The 15,455-nt window shown below is 31.1% G+C and carries 17 protein-coding genes; 10 read left to right on the top strand and 7 right to left on the bottom strand.

Going from position 1 to position 15,455, the window contains the following annotated elements:
- The first annotated feature begins 31 nt into the window (after positions 1 to 31).
- From C8N27_RS09045 to C8N27_RS16045, 3 genes are all read left to right on the top strand, one after another.
- Positions 32 to 388, top strand: coding sequence for a hypothetical protein (locus C8N27_RS09045; protein ID WP_121147099.1), 357 nt, complete (start codon positions 32 to 34; stop codon positions 386 to 388).
- A 659-nt stretch (positions 389 to 1,047) separates the two neighbouring features.
- Positions 1,048 to 1,245 carry a hypothetical protein gene (locus tag C8N27_RS16050; RefSeq protein ID WP_208639312.1) on the top strand — a complete coding sequence of 66 codons (198 nt, stop codon included), beginning with the start codon at positions 1,048 to 1,050 and terminating at the stop codon, positions 1,243 to 1,245.
- 44 nt (positions 1,246 to 1,289) lie between these two features.
- Positions 1,290 to 1,559, top strand: a complete 270-nt coding sequence (locus C8N27_RS16045; protein ID WP_244174736.1) for a M23 family metallopeptidase — start codon at positions 1,290 to 1,292, stop codon at positions 1,557 to 1,559.
- Positions 1,560 to 1,562: 3 nt separating this feature from the next.
- Here C8N27_RS16045 and C8N27_RS09035 read toward each other — a convergent pair whose 3' ends face one another.
- From C8N27_RS09035 to C8N27_RS09025, 3 genes are all read right to left on the bottom strand, one after another.
- Positions 1,563 to 1,787 (bottom strand): DUF8828 family protein, encoded by a 225-nt coding sequence (locus C8N27_RS09035; protein ID WP_099216474.1) that lies wholly within the window; start codon positions 1,785 to 1,787, stop codon positions 1,563 to 1,565.
- A complete protein-coding gene (locus C8N27_RS09030; RefSeq protein WP_208639311.1) occupies positions 1,774 to 3,162 on the bottom strand; it encodes an MATE family efflux transporter in 1,389 nt (462 codons plus the stop codon). Before C8N27_RS09030 ends, C8N27_RS09035 begins: the two co-directional genes overlap by 14 nt.
- Before the next feature lie 127 nt (positions 3,163 to 3,289).
- Positions 3,290 to 3,853, bottom strand: a complete 564-nt coding sequence (locus C8N27_RS09025; RefSeq protein ID WP_121147097.1) for a fasciclin domain-containing protein — start codon at positions 3,851 to 3,853, stop codon at positions 3,290 to 3,292.
- Between the two features lie 159 nt (positions 3,854 to 4,012).
- Here C8N27_RS09025 and tpx point away from each other — a divergent pair, with 159 nt between their 5' ends.
- The 7 genes from tpx to C8N27_RS08990 all read left to right on the top strand — a co-directional run bounded on the left by tpx (position 4,013) and on the right by C8N27_RS08990 (position 11,816).
- A complete protein-coding gene (gene tpx, locus C8N27_RS09020) occupies positions 4,013 to 4,510 on the top strand; it encodes a thiol peroxidase (RefSeq protein ID WP_099216342.1) in 498 nt (165 codons plus the stop codon).
- Positions 4,511 to 4,516: 6 nt separating this feature from the next.
- Positions 4,517 to 4,897, top strand: coding sequence for a diacylglycerol kinase family protein (locus tag C8N27_RS09015; protein ID WP_121147096.1), 381 nt, complete (start codon positions 4,517 to 4,519; stop codon positions 4,895 to 4,897).
- Positions 4,898 to 4,924: 27 nt separating this feature from the next.
- Entirely contained in the window at positions 4,925 to 7,393 is a 2,469-nt protein-coding gene (locus tag C8N27_RS09010; protein WP_121147095.1) for a DNA translocase FtsK, read from the top strand.
- A gap of 39 nt (positions 7,394 to 7,432) precedes the next feature.
- Positions 7,433 to 8,086 carry an outer membrane lipoprotein periplasmic chaperone LolA1 gene (locus C8N27_RS09005; RefSeq protein ID WP_121147094.1) on the top strand — a complete coding sequence of 218 codons (654 nt, stop codon included), beginning with the start codon at positions 7,433 to 7,435 and terminating at the stop codon, positions 8,084 to 8,086.
- Between the two features lie 93 nt (positions 8,087 to 8,179).
- Complete coding sequence (locus C8N27_RS09000; RefSeq protein WP_121147093.1) at positions 8,180 to 9,982, top strand: LptF/LptG family permease; 1,803 nt, start codon at positions 8,180 to 8,182, stop codon at positions 9,980 to 9,982.
- A complete protein-coding gene (gene ribB / locus C8N27_RS08995; protein ID WP_121147092.1) occupies positions 9,960 to 11,102 on the top strand; it encodes a 3,4-dihydroxy-2-butanone-4-phosphate synthase in 1,143 nt (380 codons plus the stop codon). The genes C8N27_RS09000 and ribB overlap by 23 nt, the downstream gene beginning before the upstream one ends.
- Before the next feature lie 435 nt (positions 11,103 to 11,537).
- Positions 11,538 to 11,816, top strand: a complete 279-nt coding sequence (locus tag C8N27_RS08990; protein ID WP_147431715.1) for a hypothetical protein — start codon at positions 11,538 to 11,540, stop codon at positions 11,814 to 11,816.
- 138 nt (positions 11,817 to 11,954) lie between these two features.
- Here C8N27_RS08990 and C8N27_RS08985 read toward each other — a convergent pair whose 3' ends face one another.
- From C8N27_RS08985 to C8N27_RS08965, 4 genes are all read right to left on the bottom strand, one after another.
- Positions 11,955 to 12,878: an AraC family transcriptional regulator gene (locus tag C8N27_RS08985; RefSeq protein ID WP_121147090.1), complete on the bottom strand. Its 924-nt coding sequence runs from the start codon at positions 12,876 to 12,878 to the stop codon at positions 11,955 to 11,957.
- The gene (locus tag C8N27_RS08980; protein WP_121147089.1) at positions 12,850 to 13,398 is read right to left on the bottom strand and encodes an alpha/beta hydrolase; all 549 of its coding nucleotides are present in this window, start codon (positions 13,396 to 13,398) and stop codon (positions 12,850 to 12,852) included. The genes C8N27_RS08985 and C8N27_RS08980 overlap by 29 nt, the downstream gene beginning before the upstream one ends.
- Before the next feature lie 365 nt (positions 13,399 to 13,763).
- Positions 13,764 to 14,072 (bottom strand): hypothetical protein, encoded by a 309-nt coding sequence (locus tag C8N27_RS08970; protein ID WP_121147088.1) that lies wholly within the window; start codon positions 14,070 to 14,072, stop codon positions 13,764 to 13,766.
- The gene (locus C8N27_RS08965; RefSeq protein WP_121147087.1) at positions 14,059 to 15,372 is read right to left on the bottom strand and encodes an NAD(P)/FAD-dependent oxidoreductase; all 1,314 of its coding nucleotides are present in this window, start codon (positions 15,370 to 15,372) and stop codon (positions 14,059 to 14,061) included. The genes C8N27_RS08970 and C8N27_RS08965 overlap by 14 nt, the downstream gene beginning before the upstream one ends.
- Between the last annotated feature and the right edge of the window lie 83 nt (positions 15,373 to 15,455).

The following is a 15,455-nucleotide window of genomic DNA, read 5'->3' as shown; positions in this document are numbered from 1 at the left end:
GACAAACAGAAAAAGTAAAAACATAAACAATATGAATAACACATTGGTTTCAATCAAATCTGGATATTGGGAATCTACAGGTAAAAATCCATTTTGGATAAGTGTCAACAGCAATAAAGTTTATTGGTTAGGAATGAATTATAAGTCTAGTGAAAATAATCTTGGAGAAAACTGGTGTCATGTAGGTCATGGAGAAATCAATGATAATAAAATTACCTTGTCTTGGTCGGATATTCCTGTTGGTAAGGATAAATTAAAAGGAACCATAGTAATTGAAATAATTGATGCAACTCATATGAAGGTTGTTGAAGATTCTGGAAATTTTGGAAAATCAGAATGGACTTGGGTATCTGACTCTAAAAAGTTCTCGGAATTTGTAAGCCAATAGAACAACTTGATAAAGCATATCAAACTTCATAATAGATGTAGAATGGAATTCATACATAGCTATGGAAAAGCTGCTTTATCAAATAACAATTAATATATTATAGTTATCGATCAATCTTTTAACCATCGAGTAATGGACAGCGAAGGAAACCAAATTAGAAAAATAGGTCCACAGTCTTCTTATCCTCATTTTTACCTTTTTTCCTAAAGACGACAAACAACTTATTACAAATTATTGCTATTTTTATAAGAGCATTATTATTGGCGTAGATACTAACAACTTAAATTGAATAGAGGTTGAATCTTATGTAGATGAAGCCGATAATTTTAAAGTTATTGATGATGAAATGAGAGTTTATGTTGGTACAACTACTAAGGATTACTATATCTTAAGAAATGAAGATGGGTATATTAAAGCCTTTGACCAAAACGGAAATTGTATTTGGAGGCATTTTTTTAGGAGCTACCATAAGTGGTATTGTTATTTCTGATGATAAATAAACTCTATGGGTAGGTTCTTACACTGGTTTTGTTCACAAATTAAGACTAGGTATAGGACATAGAGATACACACAATAAGCAATGGAGATCATTACGAAGACTTCAAATTAATTCTTTGTAAAGAAGAAACAGAACTTTGGTGGTAAAACTATAAAACAACATGTTTAAAATAAAAAAGAAACTACTTATTCTTTTAATAATTCTATTAACAGGCTTTTTAATTCCTCAAAACTTTAAAAAGCCTGTTAATGGAGCTACCAAATCTGATTATAACCCAAAATCATTTTGGTATTATCCTTGGGGAAAATCAGTTACCCATAAAGGGGTTGATATTTTTGCTAAAAAAATACTAAAATAACCTCATCAACCTATGGACTAGTTCTATTTTCTGGAAAAATAAGTATGGGCGGAAATATTGTTGTTATATTAGGTCCAAAATGGAGATTACACTACTATGCACATTTAGAAGAGGTAAAAACAACTTCTTTAACTTTTGTAAATAATAATTCGGTAATTGGAACTGTTGGTACGAGTGGAAATGCCGCTGGAAAAGCTCCACATTTACACTACTCTATATTTACTCTAATACCTTATGTGTGGAAGATTGATTCAGACAAACAAGGATGGAAAAAAATGTTTTACCTAAACCCTATTGATTATTTAGAAGATTAGTTCTTATTCTAATCCTTCCATTTCAGCATCATAAAATAATCCTGCTGCTTCAATTAACCCTTCTAACTCATTAGCTAAGTCTTGTTCGTTTTCGTTAGACAAGTCTTCAAACCACTCAATTTCATCATCTTTTAAATTGATTAAAAAACGAGGATACTCAGTATGTAAAACAAAAATATCTTCTGGGTGTTCGCTATTATCTGCTAATAAAAATTTAGGTAAGTTCATGGTGTTTTGTTTTAATAAGTTCAATAGTTAATTTGTTAAATCGTATAAACAGTAAAATTGATGCTGTGGTTAATCCTGCTAGTAAACCTAGCCAAATACCAAAGCTTCCATACATTTCTTCTGAACCGAAGAAAAAACTAATAGGAAAACCTACTACCCAATACGATATAAAAGTAATTAATGTAGGCATTTTTACATCTTGTAAACCACGTAAAGCCCCTAACATTACAACCTGTATACTATCACTAATTTGAAAAATTGCAGCTGCAATTAACAAATTTGCTGCTATAGTAATTACCTCCATATTATCTGCATAATTTTCAGCATCGCTTAAATCAACATATAAATTTGGTAATGATTTATGAAAAACAAAGAAAAAAGTAGCAAATATAACTGCCAGTATAGTTCCTAAGAAAAATATTGAAAATGCTATTCTTCGTAATTCTTTATAATTTTTTAATCCTTTTTGATTTCCTACTCTAATCATAGAAGCAACACTTAATCCTGTCGCTACCATAAATGTCATAGAAGATAAATTCAATGCTATTTGGTTCGCTGCCTGCGGATTTTTCCCTAACAATCCACTTAACCAAATTGCTGCCGTGAAAATGGCTACTTCAAAAAACATTTGCATAGCACTTGGCGTTCCTAAATTGATGATTTTTCGAATCATTAAAGTATCTAACACAAAGATTTTGATGTTCGTAACCAAACGTTTTGAACGTTCTTTTTTACTTAACAACCACCATAAATATACTACCATTACAAACCTTGACAGTAAAGTTCCGTATGCAGCTCCCACAATACCTAATTGAGGAAAACCAAACTTCCCATAAATGAGTAAGTAATTCAACAATACATTCAACACATTAGCAATCAATGTTGCATACATAGGGTAGCGAGTCATTGACATTCCATCACTAAACTGTTTAAATGCCTGAAAAATAATCATAGGAATTAACGAAAAAGCTACCAAATCTAAGTATGGAATCGCCAACTCAACCACTTCTATAGGTTGTTTCATTAAATACATTAATGGCTTAGAAAAAAACACCACTAAAAACAACATAATTCCCATCATAGTACATAAGAAAAGTCCATGTTTAAATGCGGACTTTGCCTGTGTAAAATTGTTAGACGAATCAGCCTCAGCAACCAAGGGTGTTATTGCTGTAGAAAAACCAATACCTAACGACATCGCAATAAACATAAAGCTATTACCCAATGAAACCGCAGCTAATTCAGCAGTTCCTAATTGTCCTACCATTATATTATCTATAAAACTCACAAAAGTATGCCCCAACATACCTAACATTACAGGAGCTGCAAGTTTTAAGTTATATTTAAATTCTGATGTATATTGCTTAATGTTCAATTTAGTACTCTTTTCAGCTTGCAAAAATACAACTGTTATCTAAAATAATGCAGGGTTATAACAAAATAAAAACCGCTTAAAAAAGCGGCTTTTATAACATCAAAATAATTACACTTTATTCTTGTGCTTACGATTTAGGTAATAAAACACTATTAATTACATGAATTACTCCATTAGATTGATTTACATCTGCAATAGTAACCTTTGCCTTACCTCCATTTGCATCTGATATATAAACATTTTCCCCTTTCATCCATACAGTGATTTTACCACCATTAACAGTTTCTATAGAAACCTTACCTCCTTTATCTTTTATTAATTTCACTAGTTCGTTTGCTCTCCATTTACCAGCAACAATATGGCACTTCAAAATGGCCTGTAATTTCATTTTATTTTCTGGTTTCAATAACGATTTAACTACTCCTTCTGGAAGCTTATCAAAAGCCTTATTTACAGGAGCAAAAACTGTAAAAGGTCCTTTACTTGATAAAACATCTACTAAGTTTGCTGCTTTTACAGCAGCTACCAATGTTGTATGGTCTTTAGAGTTTATGGCATTTTGTACAATATTTTTTGATGGATCCATTTCTGCACCTCCAACCATTTTTGTTTCCTCTTGTGCCGTAATACTATAGCTGGTAAATAAAGCGACTGCTAAAACGGTTACTTTTAAAAAGTTTAAGGTTTTCATAAATAATGATTTTTAAATTAATATATTTCTATTTAATCATACCTACGAAAAAGATTATCTCTTGGTTTTATAAGAAATTAAAATCCTAAGGAAAACTTAGAATATCCTTATAAGTTATTTAATTATTCTTATTTTTGATTTTCCTAAAACACATATAAAATGGCTTCAATAACTCTAAAAGGTAACACAATAGAAACAATAGGTAACTTACCTGAAACTGGAACTAAAGCAATTGATTTTTCGTTAGTTGCAACTGATTTATCTGTTAAGAATTTAGGTGACTTTAGTGGTTCTAAATTAATTTTAAATATTTTTCCAAGTGTCGACACAGGTACTTGTGCTACATCTGTTAGAGAATTCAACAAAAAGGCCGCCAACTTAGAAAACACAAAAGTTTTATGTATTTCTAGAGACTTACCTTTTGCTCAAGGTCGTTTTTGTGGTGCTGAAGGCATTGAAAATGTAGTAATGCTATCTGATTTTGCTGCGGGTCGATTTGGTAAAGACTATGGTTTAGAAATTGTTACAGGGCCTTTAGCAGGCTTACACTCTCGTTCTATTGTTATCATTGATGAAAATGGTAATGTAACCTATACAGAACAAGTAAACGAAACTGTAGATGAACCTAACTATGAAGCTGCATTAAAAGCTCTTTAAAAGCATATGAAAAACCCAAATGACGGCTTTTTAAAAGGACGCATACGTAGTATTAAATTTGCAGTAAAAGGAATGTGGTTATTAATAACTACAGAAGATAGCATAAAAGCTCAACTTACATTTGCTTTAATTGCTACTATCTTCGGATTTTACTTTAATATATCTGCAACAGAATGGATGATTCAAACTTTGGCTATTGGTATTATTTTAGTAGCAGAAGCCTTAAACACAGCTATTGAAAAAGTAGCTGACTTTATACATCCAGATTATCATAAAAAAATAGGCTTTATAAAAGATATTGCTGCTGGTGCTCCTGCGTTTGCGGCCTTTATATCACTAATTATTGCTGGGATAATTTACCTTCCTAAAATAATAGCTATATTGTAGCGTTCAATTTATTTCTAACAAAAATACATGGCAAAAAAGAAGACAACTGTTCAAAAAAAACAGCCAAAAATATCTATCATAAAAAAGATTAAAACCTTTTTTTCAAACAGGCAAAACCAAACTATTTTAGGTTTTTTTCTATTATTGTTTTCTATATTTTTAACTGTTGCTTTTATTTCTTTTTTCTTCTCTTGGCAAGAAGACCAGAGCACACTAAGTCAATTTACAGATAGAACTATCCCTACTAAAAATTTACTAGGAAAAATAGGTGCTAAGCTAAGTAATTTCCTTGTATACAAAGGTTTTGGTTTAGGAGCTTTTATTATCCCTTTAACATTATTTTTAACTGGTGCTAGAATTTTACTACAGACCAATTTAAAAAGAATTATCACCTCATGGAATTGGGCTATTTTAATTATGCTTTGGTTTGCTACAGCTCTTGGTTTTGTTGAAAAAAAGTATGCCCTTTTATCAGGCGTTATTGGTTTTGAATTAAATGAATACCTACAAACTTTCTTAGGTAAAACAGGGCTAGCAATTTTACTCATTTTCTTTTTAGTAGCTTATTTAATCATCCGATTTAGTATTACTCCTGAAGCAATTAGCGAAAAAGTAAAAGTTAATAAAGAGAAAAAAGCTAATGCTATAAAAGATACTCCAAAAGTTAACAGAGACAACTCTACTATTGTAAACGATACTGATGTTAACACCAATTCTGAAGTTCCTAAAACTGAAGAAGCTAAAAAAGATAAATCAGATTTTGAATTATCTCTAGAAAATTTACAACCAACTATTTCTAACTATTCTGGTGTTGATGAAACTAATGATAATGAAAAGAAAAAAGAAATTTCTTTAGACATCTCCCAAAACAGTGAGCCTATAACAAATATATCAGAAGACAGTAAAAAAGAAGTAGAAGTTGCTATTGAAAAAATTGCAGAAGAAAAAAGCGTTACCGAAAACTTATCCGATCAATTAATAAAAGATTTTGGTGAATTTGACCCTACATTAGAATTAGGAAACTTCAAATTCCCAACCTTTAACTTATTAAAAGAATACAACGAAAGTATTTCTGTTGACCCAACTGAGCTTGAAGCAAAGAAAAATCAAATTGTAGAAACTTTAAAAAACTACAAAATAGGTATTGCACAAATAAAAGCTACTGTAGGGCCAACTATTACCTTATATGAAATTGTCCCTGAAGCTGGAGTACGTATTTCAAAAATTAAAAACTTAGAAGACGATATTGCTCTATCGCTATCAGCTTTAGGAATTCGTATCATCGCTCCTATTCCTGGAAAAGGAACCATTGGTATTGAAGTACCTAATAAAAAAGCAACTATTGTTTCTATGCATTCGGTAATTTCTTCAAAGAAATTCCAAGAGTCTCCAATGCAACTTCCTATTGCTTTAGGTAAAACTATTTCAAATGAAACCTTTGTTATCGATTTAGCCAAAATGCCTCACTTATTAATGGCAGGTGCTACTGGACAAGGTAAGTCGGTAGGATTGAATGCTATTTTAACATCACTTCTATACAAAAAGCACCCTGCTGAAGTAAAATTTGTATTGGTTGACCCAAAAAAAGTAGAATTAACATTATTCAACAAAATAGAACGTCATTACTTAGCAAAATTACCAGATGATTCTGAAGCCATTATTACAGATACTACTAAAGTAGTAAATACTTTAAACTCTTTATGTATTGAAATGGATAACCGTTACGACTTGCTTAAAAATGCCATGGTTCGTAACATTAAAGAATATAACGCTAAGTTTAAAGCTCGTAAACTAAATCCTGAAAACGGACACCGCTTTTTACCATATATTGTATTAGTAATAGATGAATTTGCTGATTTAATTATGACCGCTGGTAAAGAAGTAGAAACTCCTATTGCTCGTTTAGCACAATTAGCACGTGCAATTGGTATCCATTTAATTGTAGCAACACAACGTCCTTCTGTAAATGTAATTACAGGGATTATTAAAGCAAATTTCCCTTCTAGAATTGCTTTTAGAGTAACTTCAAAAATTGACTCTAGAACTATTTTAGATGCTCCTGGAGCAGACCAATTAATTGGTCGAGGTGATTTATTATATTCAGGAGGAAATGATATTATACGTATTCAGTGTGCTTTTGTAGACACACCTGAAGTAGAAAAAATTACTGATTTTATTGGCTCTCAACGTGCATATCCAGAAGCTTATTTACTTCCAGAATATGTTGGTGAAGAAGGTGGCACAAATCTTGATGTTGATATCGCAGACAGAGATAAACTGTTTAAAGAAGCAGCTGAAGTTATTGTTACCGCACAACAAGGTTCGGCATCGTTATTGCAACGTAAATTAAAGTTAGGCTACAACCGTGCTGGTAGATTGATAGATCAATTAGAAGCCGCGGGTATTGTAGGTCCTTTTGAAGGTAGTAAAGCACGACAAGTACTTGTACCTGATTTAATTGCCTTAGAGCAATTATTAGAGAGTGAAAAGAATTAATAATTATAAACTATTCCGAAAGTGGAAATAAGAAAGACGATGAAAAAAATAGGATTATTATTTATTGGATTATGTATTAGCATTAGTGCTATGGGACAAACAAATTCTTCTGATGCAAAAAAACTGCTTGACGAAGTTTCAAATAAAATGGGTACCTACAGAAATATGGTTATCGGTTTTAACTCTTCTTTAATAAATAAAGAAGCTGGTATTACCAATGACCCTCCTATTAGAGGAGAAATTACTTTATCTGGTGAAAAATACAACTTAGACTATCTTGGAAATACCTTTATTTTTGATGGAAAGAAGTTAGTTGTTATCAACCAAGATGAAAAAGAAGTTAGCATTAATAACGGTAACTTAGATGAAGAAGATGGTTTTATTTATCCTTCTAAATTACTAACTTTTTACAAAGAGGGGTATAATTATCAAATGGGAACTTTAAAAAACAGTAATGGACGTAAAGTTCAGTATATAGACCTTACTCCTATTGACAGTAACTCTGATATTGTTAAAGTTCAATTAGGTATTGATGCTAAAACAAAACACATTTACAAATTAACACAAATAGGATCTAACGGTGCTGAAACTACCTTTACTATTACTAAGTTTAAAGGTAACCAGCCTATATCTGCTCAACTTTTTTCTTTCGACAGAAATAAGTACGCTAAGCAAGGATACTATATTGACTAAAAAATTACACAAAAGTTTTGTTCTTGATTTACTTTAAAAATCATTAACAAAACTTTTGTGTTTATATGCCACTAACCTACTACCTTTGCATCTGTGAAAACATTAGACAGATATATATTAAAAAGCTTTATAGTTCCCTTTTTAGCAACCTTCTTTATCATTCTATTTGTACTGGTAATGCAAGCGCTATGGTTAGCTTTTGATAATTTTGCTGGTAAAGGTATTGGTATTGGTATTATTTTAAAATTCTTGTGGTATACAACACTTCTTGTAGCTCCTCAAGCCCTACCTATTGGTGTTCTACTATCTTCTATTATGACACTTGGTAGTTTATCTGAAAACTACGAATTCGCTGCAGCAAAATCTGCTGGAGTTTCGTTACAACGAATGGTTCGCCCAATTGTTTTCTTAGCTATGTTTTTAAGTGGTATTAATTTTCTATTTCTAAATTATGTTTACCCGTATGCAATGCTTAAGCAATTAAATATGAAGGTTAACATTAAGAAAAAACAACCTGCCATTGCTTTAGTTGCTGGAAGCTTTAACACAGAGTTACCTAACTTCCAAATAAAGTTTAAAGAAAAATACGGAGAAGAAGACAATCTTTTAAAAGAGGTAATGATTTATGATTTGTCTTCTAAAAAAGGAAATAACAAAATTATTACTGCAAAAAGTGGTGAAATACTTTCAGAAGAAGGTAGTCGTTATATGACCTTAGTCTTAAAAGATGGTTACTACTTTGAGCATCACTTAAAAAATGGAGCTTCGTTTAAGGAACGAGAAAAAATGCCTGCTTCGTACGCTGACTTTGAAAAGTACACCATTAATATTGATATTTCTTCTTTTAGTAATGATGATTTAGAAGAAGAAAAATATAAAACAAACTACAACATGTTAAGTTTGGCTCAGCTAAAAGATACTTTGCCAACATTGAAACAAAACTATGATGCTTTTGTTAAAAGTAGAGCCAAAAATCTATTTTTGAGTATTGATGTGGAGGATTTACATCAATACCCTGACTCACTAATAAACAAAGACCTTTCGTTAGATATTCTTGAAAACTTTGAGTTAAAAGCGAAACAAAATATTCTATCTACAGCCACTTCTAAATTAGAACGTACTATAAACAATAATAAGTCTAACAAAGACACACTAAAAAACAAACGAAAGTATTTAAACCTATACGATATTGAATTTTACAATCGTGTAGCTTTTTCTCTTTCTTGTTTATTGCTCTTCTTTATTGGTGCTCCCTTGGGTTCTATTATTAGAAAAGGAGGAATGGGGTTGCCTATGATTTTAGCTATTGCCATTTACGTTTTATACTTTTTCTCTAATACTTTTGGAAGAAACTTAGCAGAAGAAAGTTCACTTACAGCCATTACTGGCTCTTGGCTAAGTGTATTTTTAATGCTACCTTTGGCTATAACGTTAACTGTTAGAGCTACTAAAGATAAAGGCTTATTTGATATTAATAGTATTTTACCTACTATAAAATCTAAACTAAAAAAAGATAATGTTATTAATCTAAAATTAATAGACACTTATTTTATAGAATACAAAGTAAATGCTAAAAAAGCTCTTATTCTTTACTTGCTATTTCTGTTAATTTATTTTACTGAAAGTTATTTTGATAATAACTTTGTTTTAACAGGTTCTTTAATTATTATTAGATACTTTATCGTTATTTTATCGCTTATTTATATTATTAAATCCATTGCTCATTATGACAATATTTATAAAGCTTTAAATAAAAAAAGAGATATTCTACATGTAGTTCTTTTATTTTTAGGAATACCTTTTTATTTTATCATATATTTTTATACTCTGAAAGATTTAAGAGAAAAAATAAATCTTTCTAAAAAAATAAACAATGACAACACAAACTCCAACTAATATTCAATTAAATACAATTGAAGAAGCTATAGAAGACATTAAAAACGGTAAAGTTATTATCGTAGTTGATGATGAAGATCGTGAAAATGAAGGTGATTTTTTAGCAGCTGCTGAAAAAATAACTCCAGAAATGATAAATTTTATGGCAACCCATGGTCGTGGATTAATTTGTACTCCATTAACCGAAACTCGTTGTAAAGAGTTAGAGCTAAACATGATGGTAAGTAACAATACTGATCCTATGGAAACTGCTTTTACCGTATCGGTAGATTTACGTGGAAACGGGGTTACTACAGGTATTTCTGCTTCTGACAGAGCTAAAACTGTACAGGCATTGATGAATCCTGACACCAAACCTTTTGATTTAGCTAGACCTGGACATATTTTCCCTTTAAAAGCTAAAAATGGTGGTGTGTTACGTAGAACTGGGCATACTGAAGCAGCAATTGATTTTGCCCGTTTAGCTGGTTTAGAGCCTGCTGGTGTTATCGTTGAGATTATGAATGAAGACGGTACCATGGCTCGCCTACCTCAACTAATGAAAGTTGCTAAAAAGTTTAACTTAAAAATCGTTTCTATTGAAGACTTAGTAGCTTATAGAATGGAACACGATTCTTTAATTGAAAAGAAAGAAGACTTTAATATTCAAACTCGTTTTGGTGATTTCCGTTTACGAGCTTACCAACAAACTACCAACAACCAAGTACATATTGCTTTGACTAAAGGTACATGGAGTAAAAACGAACCCATTTTAACTCGTGTAAACTCTACTTTGGTAAACAATGATATATTAGGAACCTTAACTAACAACGCTGATAAAAAGCTTGACCAAATGTTTAAGGTTATTAATGATGAAGGTAGAGGTGCTATTTTGTTCATTAATCAACAAATGCAAGCATTAAACTTATTAAATAGACTTCGTATTTTAAAAGAAAACCAAGCTAAAGGAGAAATGAAAGCTCCTAATGTAGTTATGGACAACAAAGATTTCGGTATTGGTGCACAAATTTTGCACGATTTACACATTCATAAACTACGTTTAGTTTCTAACACCAAACAAACCAAACGTGTAGGTATGATTGGTTACGGACTAGAAATTGTTGATTACGTAAATTACTAATCAAAAAATTATATAAAACAAAAATCCCGAGTTTGTTAACTCGGGATTTTTGTTTTATATAACTATCGGTAATTACAGTCTTCTCTTTTAATCTTACTAATTAACTAACATTTTCTACAACAAATAGTTTGTTTGAAAACACATCTATTAGGCAGTGAAAATTACTCTCCTTACTATGGAAGTGTCACTCCTCTTATGCAGGAAAAGACACCCCAATTAGGCTTGGGGTATCATTTCCCTTATCCTTGGGGTATACCCCTAATAATAATTAAACATCTTTTATGTTTATTTTTTATATTTGACGCTATTAAAAGTTGCTATAAATTCCTTCCTATTTGTTATTAAAGAATATAATAGTAATTTTTATTATGCTCATATGTTAGTTGTATACATTGAGAATTAAAAGTGAAAAGAAAATTTAATCAAAACAAAAATATGTTAGAAATATTAGCAATAGTTTTTTTAGGTAAAAAAATAGCTGAATTGGCAGAAGAAAAAGGAGAAAGTCCTAAAAAGTGGAGAGGTATAATGATTGGCTCTTGGTTTGGATTAGAAATTTTGGGAATTGTAATATTTGCCTCTACAGTAGGAATAGGTGATGATACTATTTTTCCTGCAGCAATTACAGGTCTTGCTTGTGGGTTGGCTAGTTATTTTATTGTTAGAAGCATGCTATCTTCAAAGCCTAACACTTCTCTGAAAGAATTATCATAAGGAATAGCGGTAAATCCTTACTCAGCATATAACCTGAATCGTTAGCTGACTAGGTAAAACTGTCTTATAAGATTAAAATATTGCATAGTATCCCAAGAGACTCTATGCAATATACATCTATAGTATTACAATAACTTTTTACTCCACAGGAATACAAAAATCTACAATACATTTCCCTTCTGGATGTTCATTAGGGTTATTATAAAAAATTTCATACGGATCTTGATCTGCTTTTTTGAAACCATGTTCACTCATCCACACAAAACTACTTTCCCATGCTTGTTGAAATTCTGACGGAATAATTTCTAAACGAGACACCATACATTTTGTTTCGGGTATTTCTTTTACACTTACTTCTCCTTCAGTTTTTACCTCTGAATTTAAAGTTAAACAAACACTCATTCTTATTTTGTCTTCATCAGTAATTTTGGGACTATCGTGATATACCGTTAACATTCTTAAATTTTCCTGCTCCATTAACCCCTTAGGATAAGCCCACTTCATTAGTTTGTAATAGGTATTTTCTACTACATCCATTTTTCCTTGATGTGTCAGATAGGCAACTTTTAAGGTTGGCATTTTTTTCACTTCAGTTTTAGCTTTCATTTGCATCCATTTTAAGTTTGTATGTATGTTACAAATGTATTGCTCAAACTGTGTTTCTATTTTTCCATTCTTGCTTTCAGTTTTACAAATCTTGCTATATTTTAATGAACTTTCTTTTTTAAAATCGGCAGGACTTATTCCGTAAAACTTTTTAAAAGCCCTTGAAAATGATGACAAAGTTGCAAAACCTACTATTTCGGATACTTCTGTAACCGTTTTATTCTTTTTATTTAGTAAAAAAGAAGCTGCCTTTTCTACTCTCTTTCTAGTAATAAAATCATTAACCGTTTCTTTAGTTACAGCTTTAAAAAGTCTATGAAAATGATATGGAGAGAAATATGCTTTTTCTGCTATTTCTTCTAGAATAAGTTTTTTTTCTAAATTTTCTTCAATAAAATCAATAGCATTACTTATACATACAGCTGTTTTATTGGGTATTTTTTGATGTGGGTTCATAACTACTTTTTATTAGTAAACATAACCATTTAGCAAACTCTTCTTCCTTATACATTTCATGTACTTTCTCCGGAATTATACTATAATCTACCTTCATCTTTTCAAACCAATTATTATTTGGCTTGTAGTTATCTTCTTCTCCAAAATAAAGTATTGCTTCGGCTTTCGGTTTTTCTGTTTCATAACGTAATCTTGTGGATGAAATAGCATAAAGTTTTTCAATATCTAAACCTTTTAAACAGGCTTTCCAAGCTATAGTTCCTCCTATACTGAAAGCTAGCACAGTGAATCGTTCTTTTTCTAACTCTACTAAGTTTTTAACTGCCCTCTCAAGTCCTCCATTTACAAAAAAAACATGCCGTTCTTCTTCTGATAAATTTTCCCTTGGCATCTCTGCTAGTTCACAACTACTATAAAATGTAACTTGAAAGTCTTCTGACAATTTATCCACATACATAGCAACCCAACTATCATCTGTAACTCCCCAAAGGTCTGATAAAATTATTAATCGATGTTTCATGTGCTACTATCCTTTTTTTGCAAAACGAAAAATACAAAGCCTCCAGCAAAATATAAAACAACATCTAACACATCAGCTGTATACCTTGTATAATATTTAGGTAAAACAAACTCAAATAGCACTGAATACATTACACATATATAAAATACTACTCCTAAAGAAATTTGAAAGCACTTATCATTTCTACTCCATTGCAAAATAAAGAGACAAACTGTTAATACAATAGGTATTATTAAAAAGTCGTTTACATAATTATTAATGGTAGAGGGAAGTTTTACGCTTAACTTTTGCGCAACATAGATAAGACTTCCTATAATTATTGAAACTATAAAGTAATATGTAAGTATTTTTTTTTGCACGTTACCCTACCCTGCTGCAACCATAGCTACAAACCATGCTATTAAAGCACCAATAGCACTTACTAATAAATATGCTGAATATAAAATCCATCCAGCAACTTGATACAACCAGAATGGATGCTTCTTTAATCGTTCTGCTAAATTGGGATTTTCTATTTCATGTTTTGCCTTCTTAAGCTCTTCTTCTTTATATGCTGTAACTTTTTGTTCTTGTTTTTTTTCAAAAGAAATTAATGTGTTACAGTTTTTACAGTAATCCCTATTCTTATTAAAAACTCCACAGTTTGGACACTTAACATTTCTAGTGATTGCCATTTTCTTGTTCTTTAAAACTATACTTGTTTTTCTTTTTGTAAGGACGGATGATAAGCCTTGTTTCTCTATCAAAACGTACATAGTTGTATACCCAATTCATAAACACCACTGCTTTATTTCTAAATCCGATAAGTGAAAATAGATGCACAAACATCCAAATAAACCAAGCAAAAACTCCTTGAAATTTCCAACTAGATAAATCTACTACTGCTTTATTTCTTCCAATAGTTGCCATTGACCCCTTGTTATTGTACATAAATGGTTTTTGCTTTTTACTTTTTAGTTTTGCTAATATATTTTTTCCTAGCAACCTACCTTGTTGAATAGCTGGTTGTGCCATCATTGGATGCCCTTTTTCATAATCCTTAGTTTCCATGCATGCTACATCTCCAATAGCATGTATATTATCATATCCAATTACTTTATTATATTCATCTACCTTAAATCGATTGGCTTTTTCAACTATACACTCTTTATTTAAACCATTTACAGCAGCTCCTTTTACTCCCGCAGCCCAAATAACTGTTTGTGCTTTAAAATGATCGTCACCATTAGTAGTTACAGTCTCTCCATCGTAATCCAATACACGAAGATCTTTCCATACATCTACCCCAAGTTTTATTAAAAAATCTTCTGCTTTTTCTGAAGCTTTATTACTCATTCCTTTTAATAACTCTCCTGAACTTTGAATAAGGTTAATTTTCATTTGTCGGATATCCAAATCAGGATAATCTTTAGGTAAAATACCCTTTTTCATTTCAGCTAAAGCTCCGGCTAACTCTACTCCTGTTGGTCCACCTCCAACGATAACAAAATTCATTAACGCTCTTCGTTTCTCTAAATCGGTAACCAATAATGCTTCTTCAAAGTTTTCTAACACCAAACTACGAATATTTAATGCTTGTGGAACCGATTTCATTTCCATAGCATACCTTTGAATGTTAGTATTTCCAAAGAAATTTGTTGTTGATCCTGTAGCTATAATCAACTCATCATACTCTAAGTCTCCTATTGTAGTTTCTATATAGTTTTTCTCTGCATTTATTTGAGTAACTTTTGCTAACCTGAAGAAAAAGTTTTCTACATCGTTAAATCTTTTTCTTAAAGGAAATGCTATACTATCAGGTTCTAATCCTCCAGTTGCCACTTGATATAATAAAGGCTGAAAAGTATGGTAATTGTGTTTATCTATTAAAACTACCTGTAATTCTTGGTTTTCTAGAGCTCTTGCGGCTGCCAATCCAGCAAATCCTCCTCCTATAATTATTATTCGAGGAAAACTTGTTTGAGGTATGTTCATTATTTATTAGGGTTTTATATCTAATTAGCAAATTTAACTAAAAGAGAAAGGAGTTAGTTAAAATTTATTTTTTAGTTTTACGT

Source organism: Tenacibaculum discolor (assembly GCF_003664185.1).
Classification (GTDB): Bacteria; Bacteroidota; Bacteroidia; order Flavobacteriales; family Flavobacteriaceae; genus Polaribacter; species Polaribacter discolor.
The sequence above is the reverse complement of the archived record's forward strand: the minus strand, read 5'-3'. Positions and strand labels throughout refer to the sequence as shown.

Bases quoted from the DNA above. Each gene is read 5' to 3' on its own strand.
- C8N27_RS08965 (WP_121147087.1), bottom strand. From the start codon at position 15,372: ATGAACATACCTCAAACAAGTTTTCCTCGAATAATAATTATAGGAGGA.
- C8N27_RS09015 (WP_121147096.1), top strand. From the start codon at position 4,517: ATGAAAAACCCAAATGACGGCTTTTTAAAAGGACGCATACGTAGTATT.
- C8N27_RS16045 (WP_244174736.1), top strand. From the start codon at position 1,290: ATGGGCGGAAATATTGTTGTTATATTAGGTCCAAAATGGAGATTACAC.
- C8N27_RS08980 (WP_121147089.1), bottom strand. From the start codon at position 13,398: ATGAAACATCGATTAATAATTTTATCAGACCTTTGGGGAGTTACAGAT.
- tpx (WP_099216342.1), top strand. From the start codon at position 4,013: ATGGCTTCAATAACTCTAAAAGGTAACACAATAGAAACAATAGGTAAC.
- C8N27_RS09005 (WP_121147094.1), top strand. From the start codon at position 7,433: ATGAAAAAAATAGGATTATTATTTATTGGATTATGTATTAGCATTAGT.
- ribB (WP_121147092.1), top strand. From the start codon at position 9,960: ATGACAACACAAACTCCAACTAATATTCAATTAAATACAATTGAAGAA.
- C8N27_RS09025 (WP_121147097.1), bottom strand. From the start codon at position 3,853: ATGAAAACCTTAAACTTTTTAAAAGTAACCGTTTTAGCAGTCGCTTTA.
- C8N27_RS09035 (WP_099216474.1), bottom strand. From the start codon at position 1,787: ATGAACTTACCTAAATTTTTATTAGCAGATAATAGCGAACACCCAGAA.
- C8N27_RS08970 (WP_121147088.1), bottom strand. From the start codon at position 14,072: ATGGCAATCACTAGAAATGTTAAGTGTCCAAACTGTGGAGTTTTTAAT.
- C8N27_RS16050 (WP_208639312.1), top strand. From the start codon at position 1,048: ATGTTTAAAATAAAAAAGAAACTACTTATTCTTTTAATAATTCTATTA.
- C8N27_RS09045 (WP_121147099.1), top strand. From the start codon at position 32: ATGAATAACACATTGGTTTCAATCAAATCTGGATATTGGGAATCTACA.
- C8N27_RS08985 (WP_121147090.1), bottom strand. From the start codon at position 12,878: ATGAACCCACATCAAAAAATACCCAATAAAACAGCTGTATGTATAAGT.
- C8N27_RS09010 (WP_121147095.1), top strand. From the start codon at position 4,925: ATGGCAAAAAAGAAGACAACTGTTCAAAAAAAACAGCCAAAAATATCT.
- C8N27_RS08990 (WP_147431715.1), top strand. From the start codon at position 11,538: ATGTTAGAAATATTAGCAATAGTTTTTTTAGGTAAAAAAATAGCTGAA.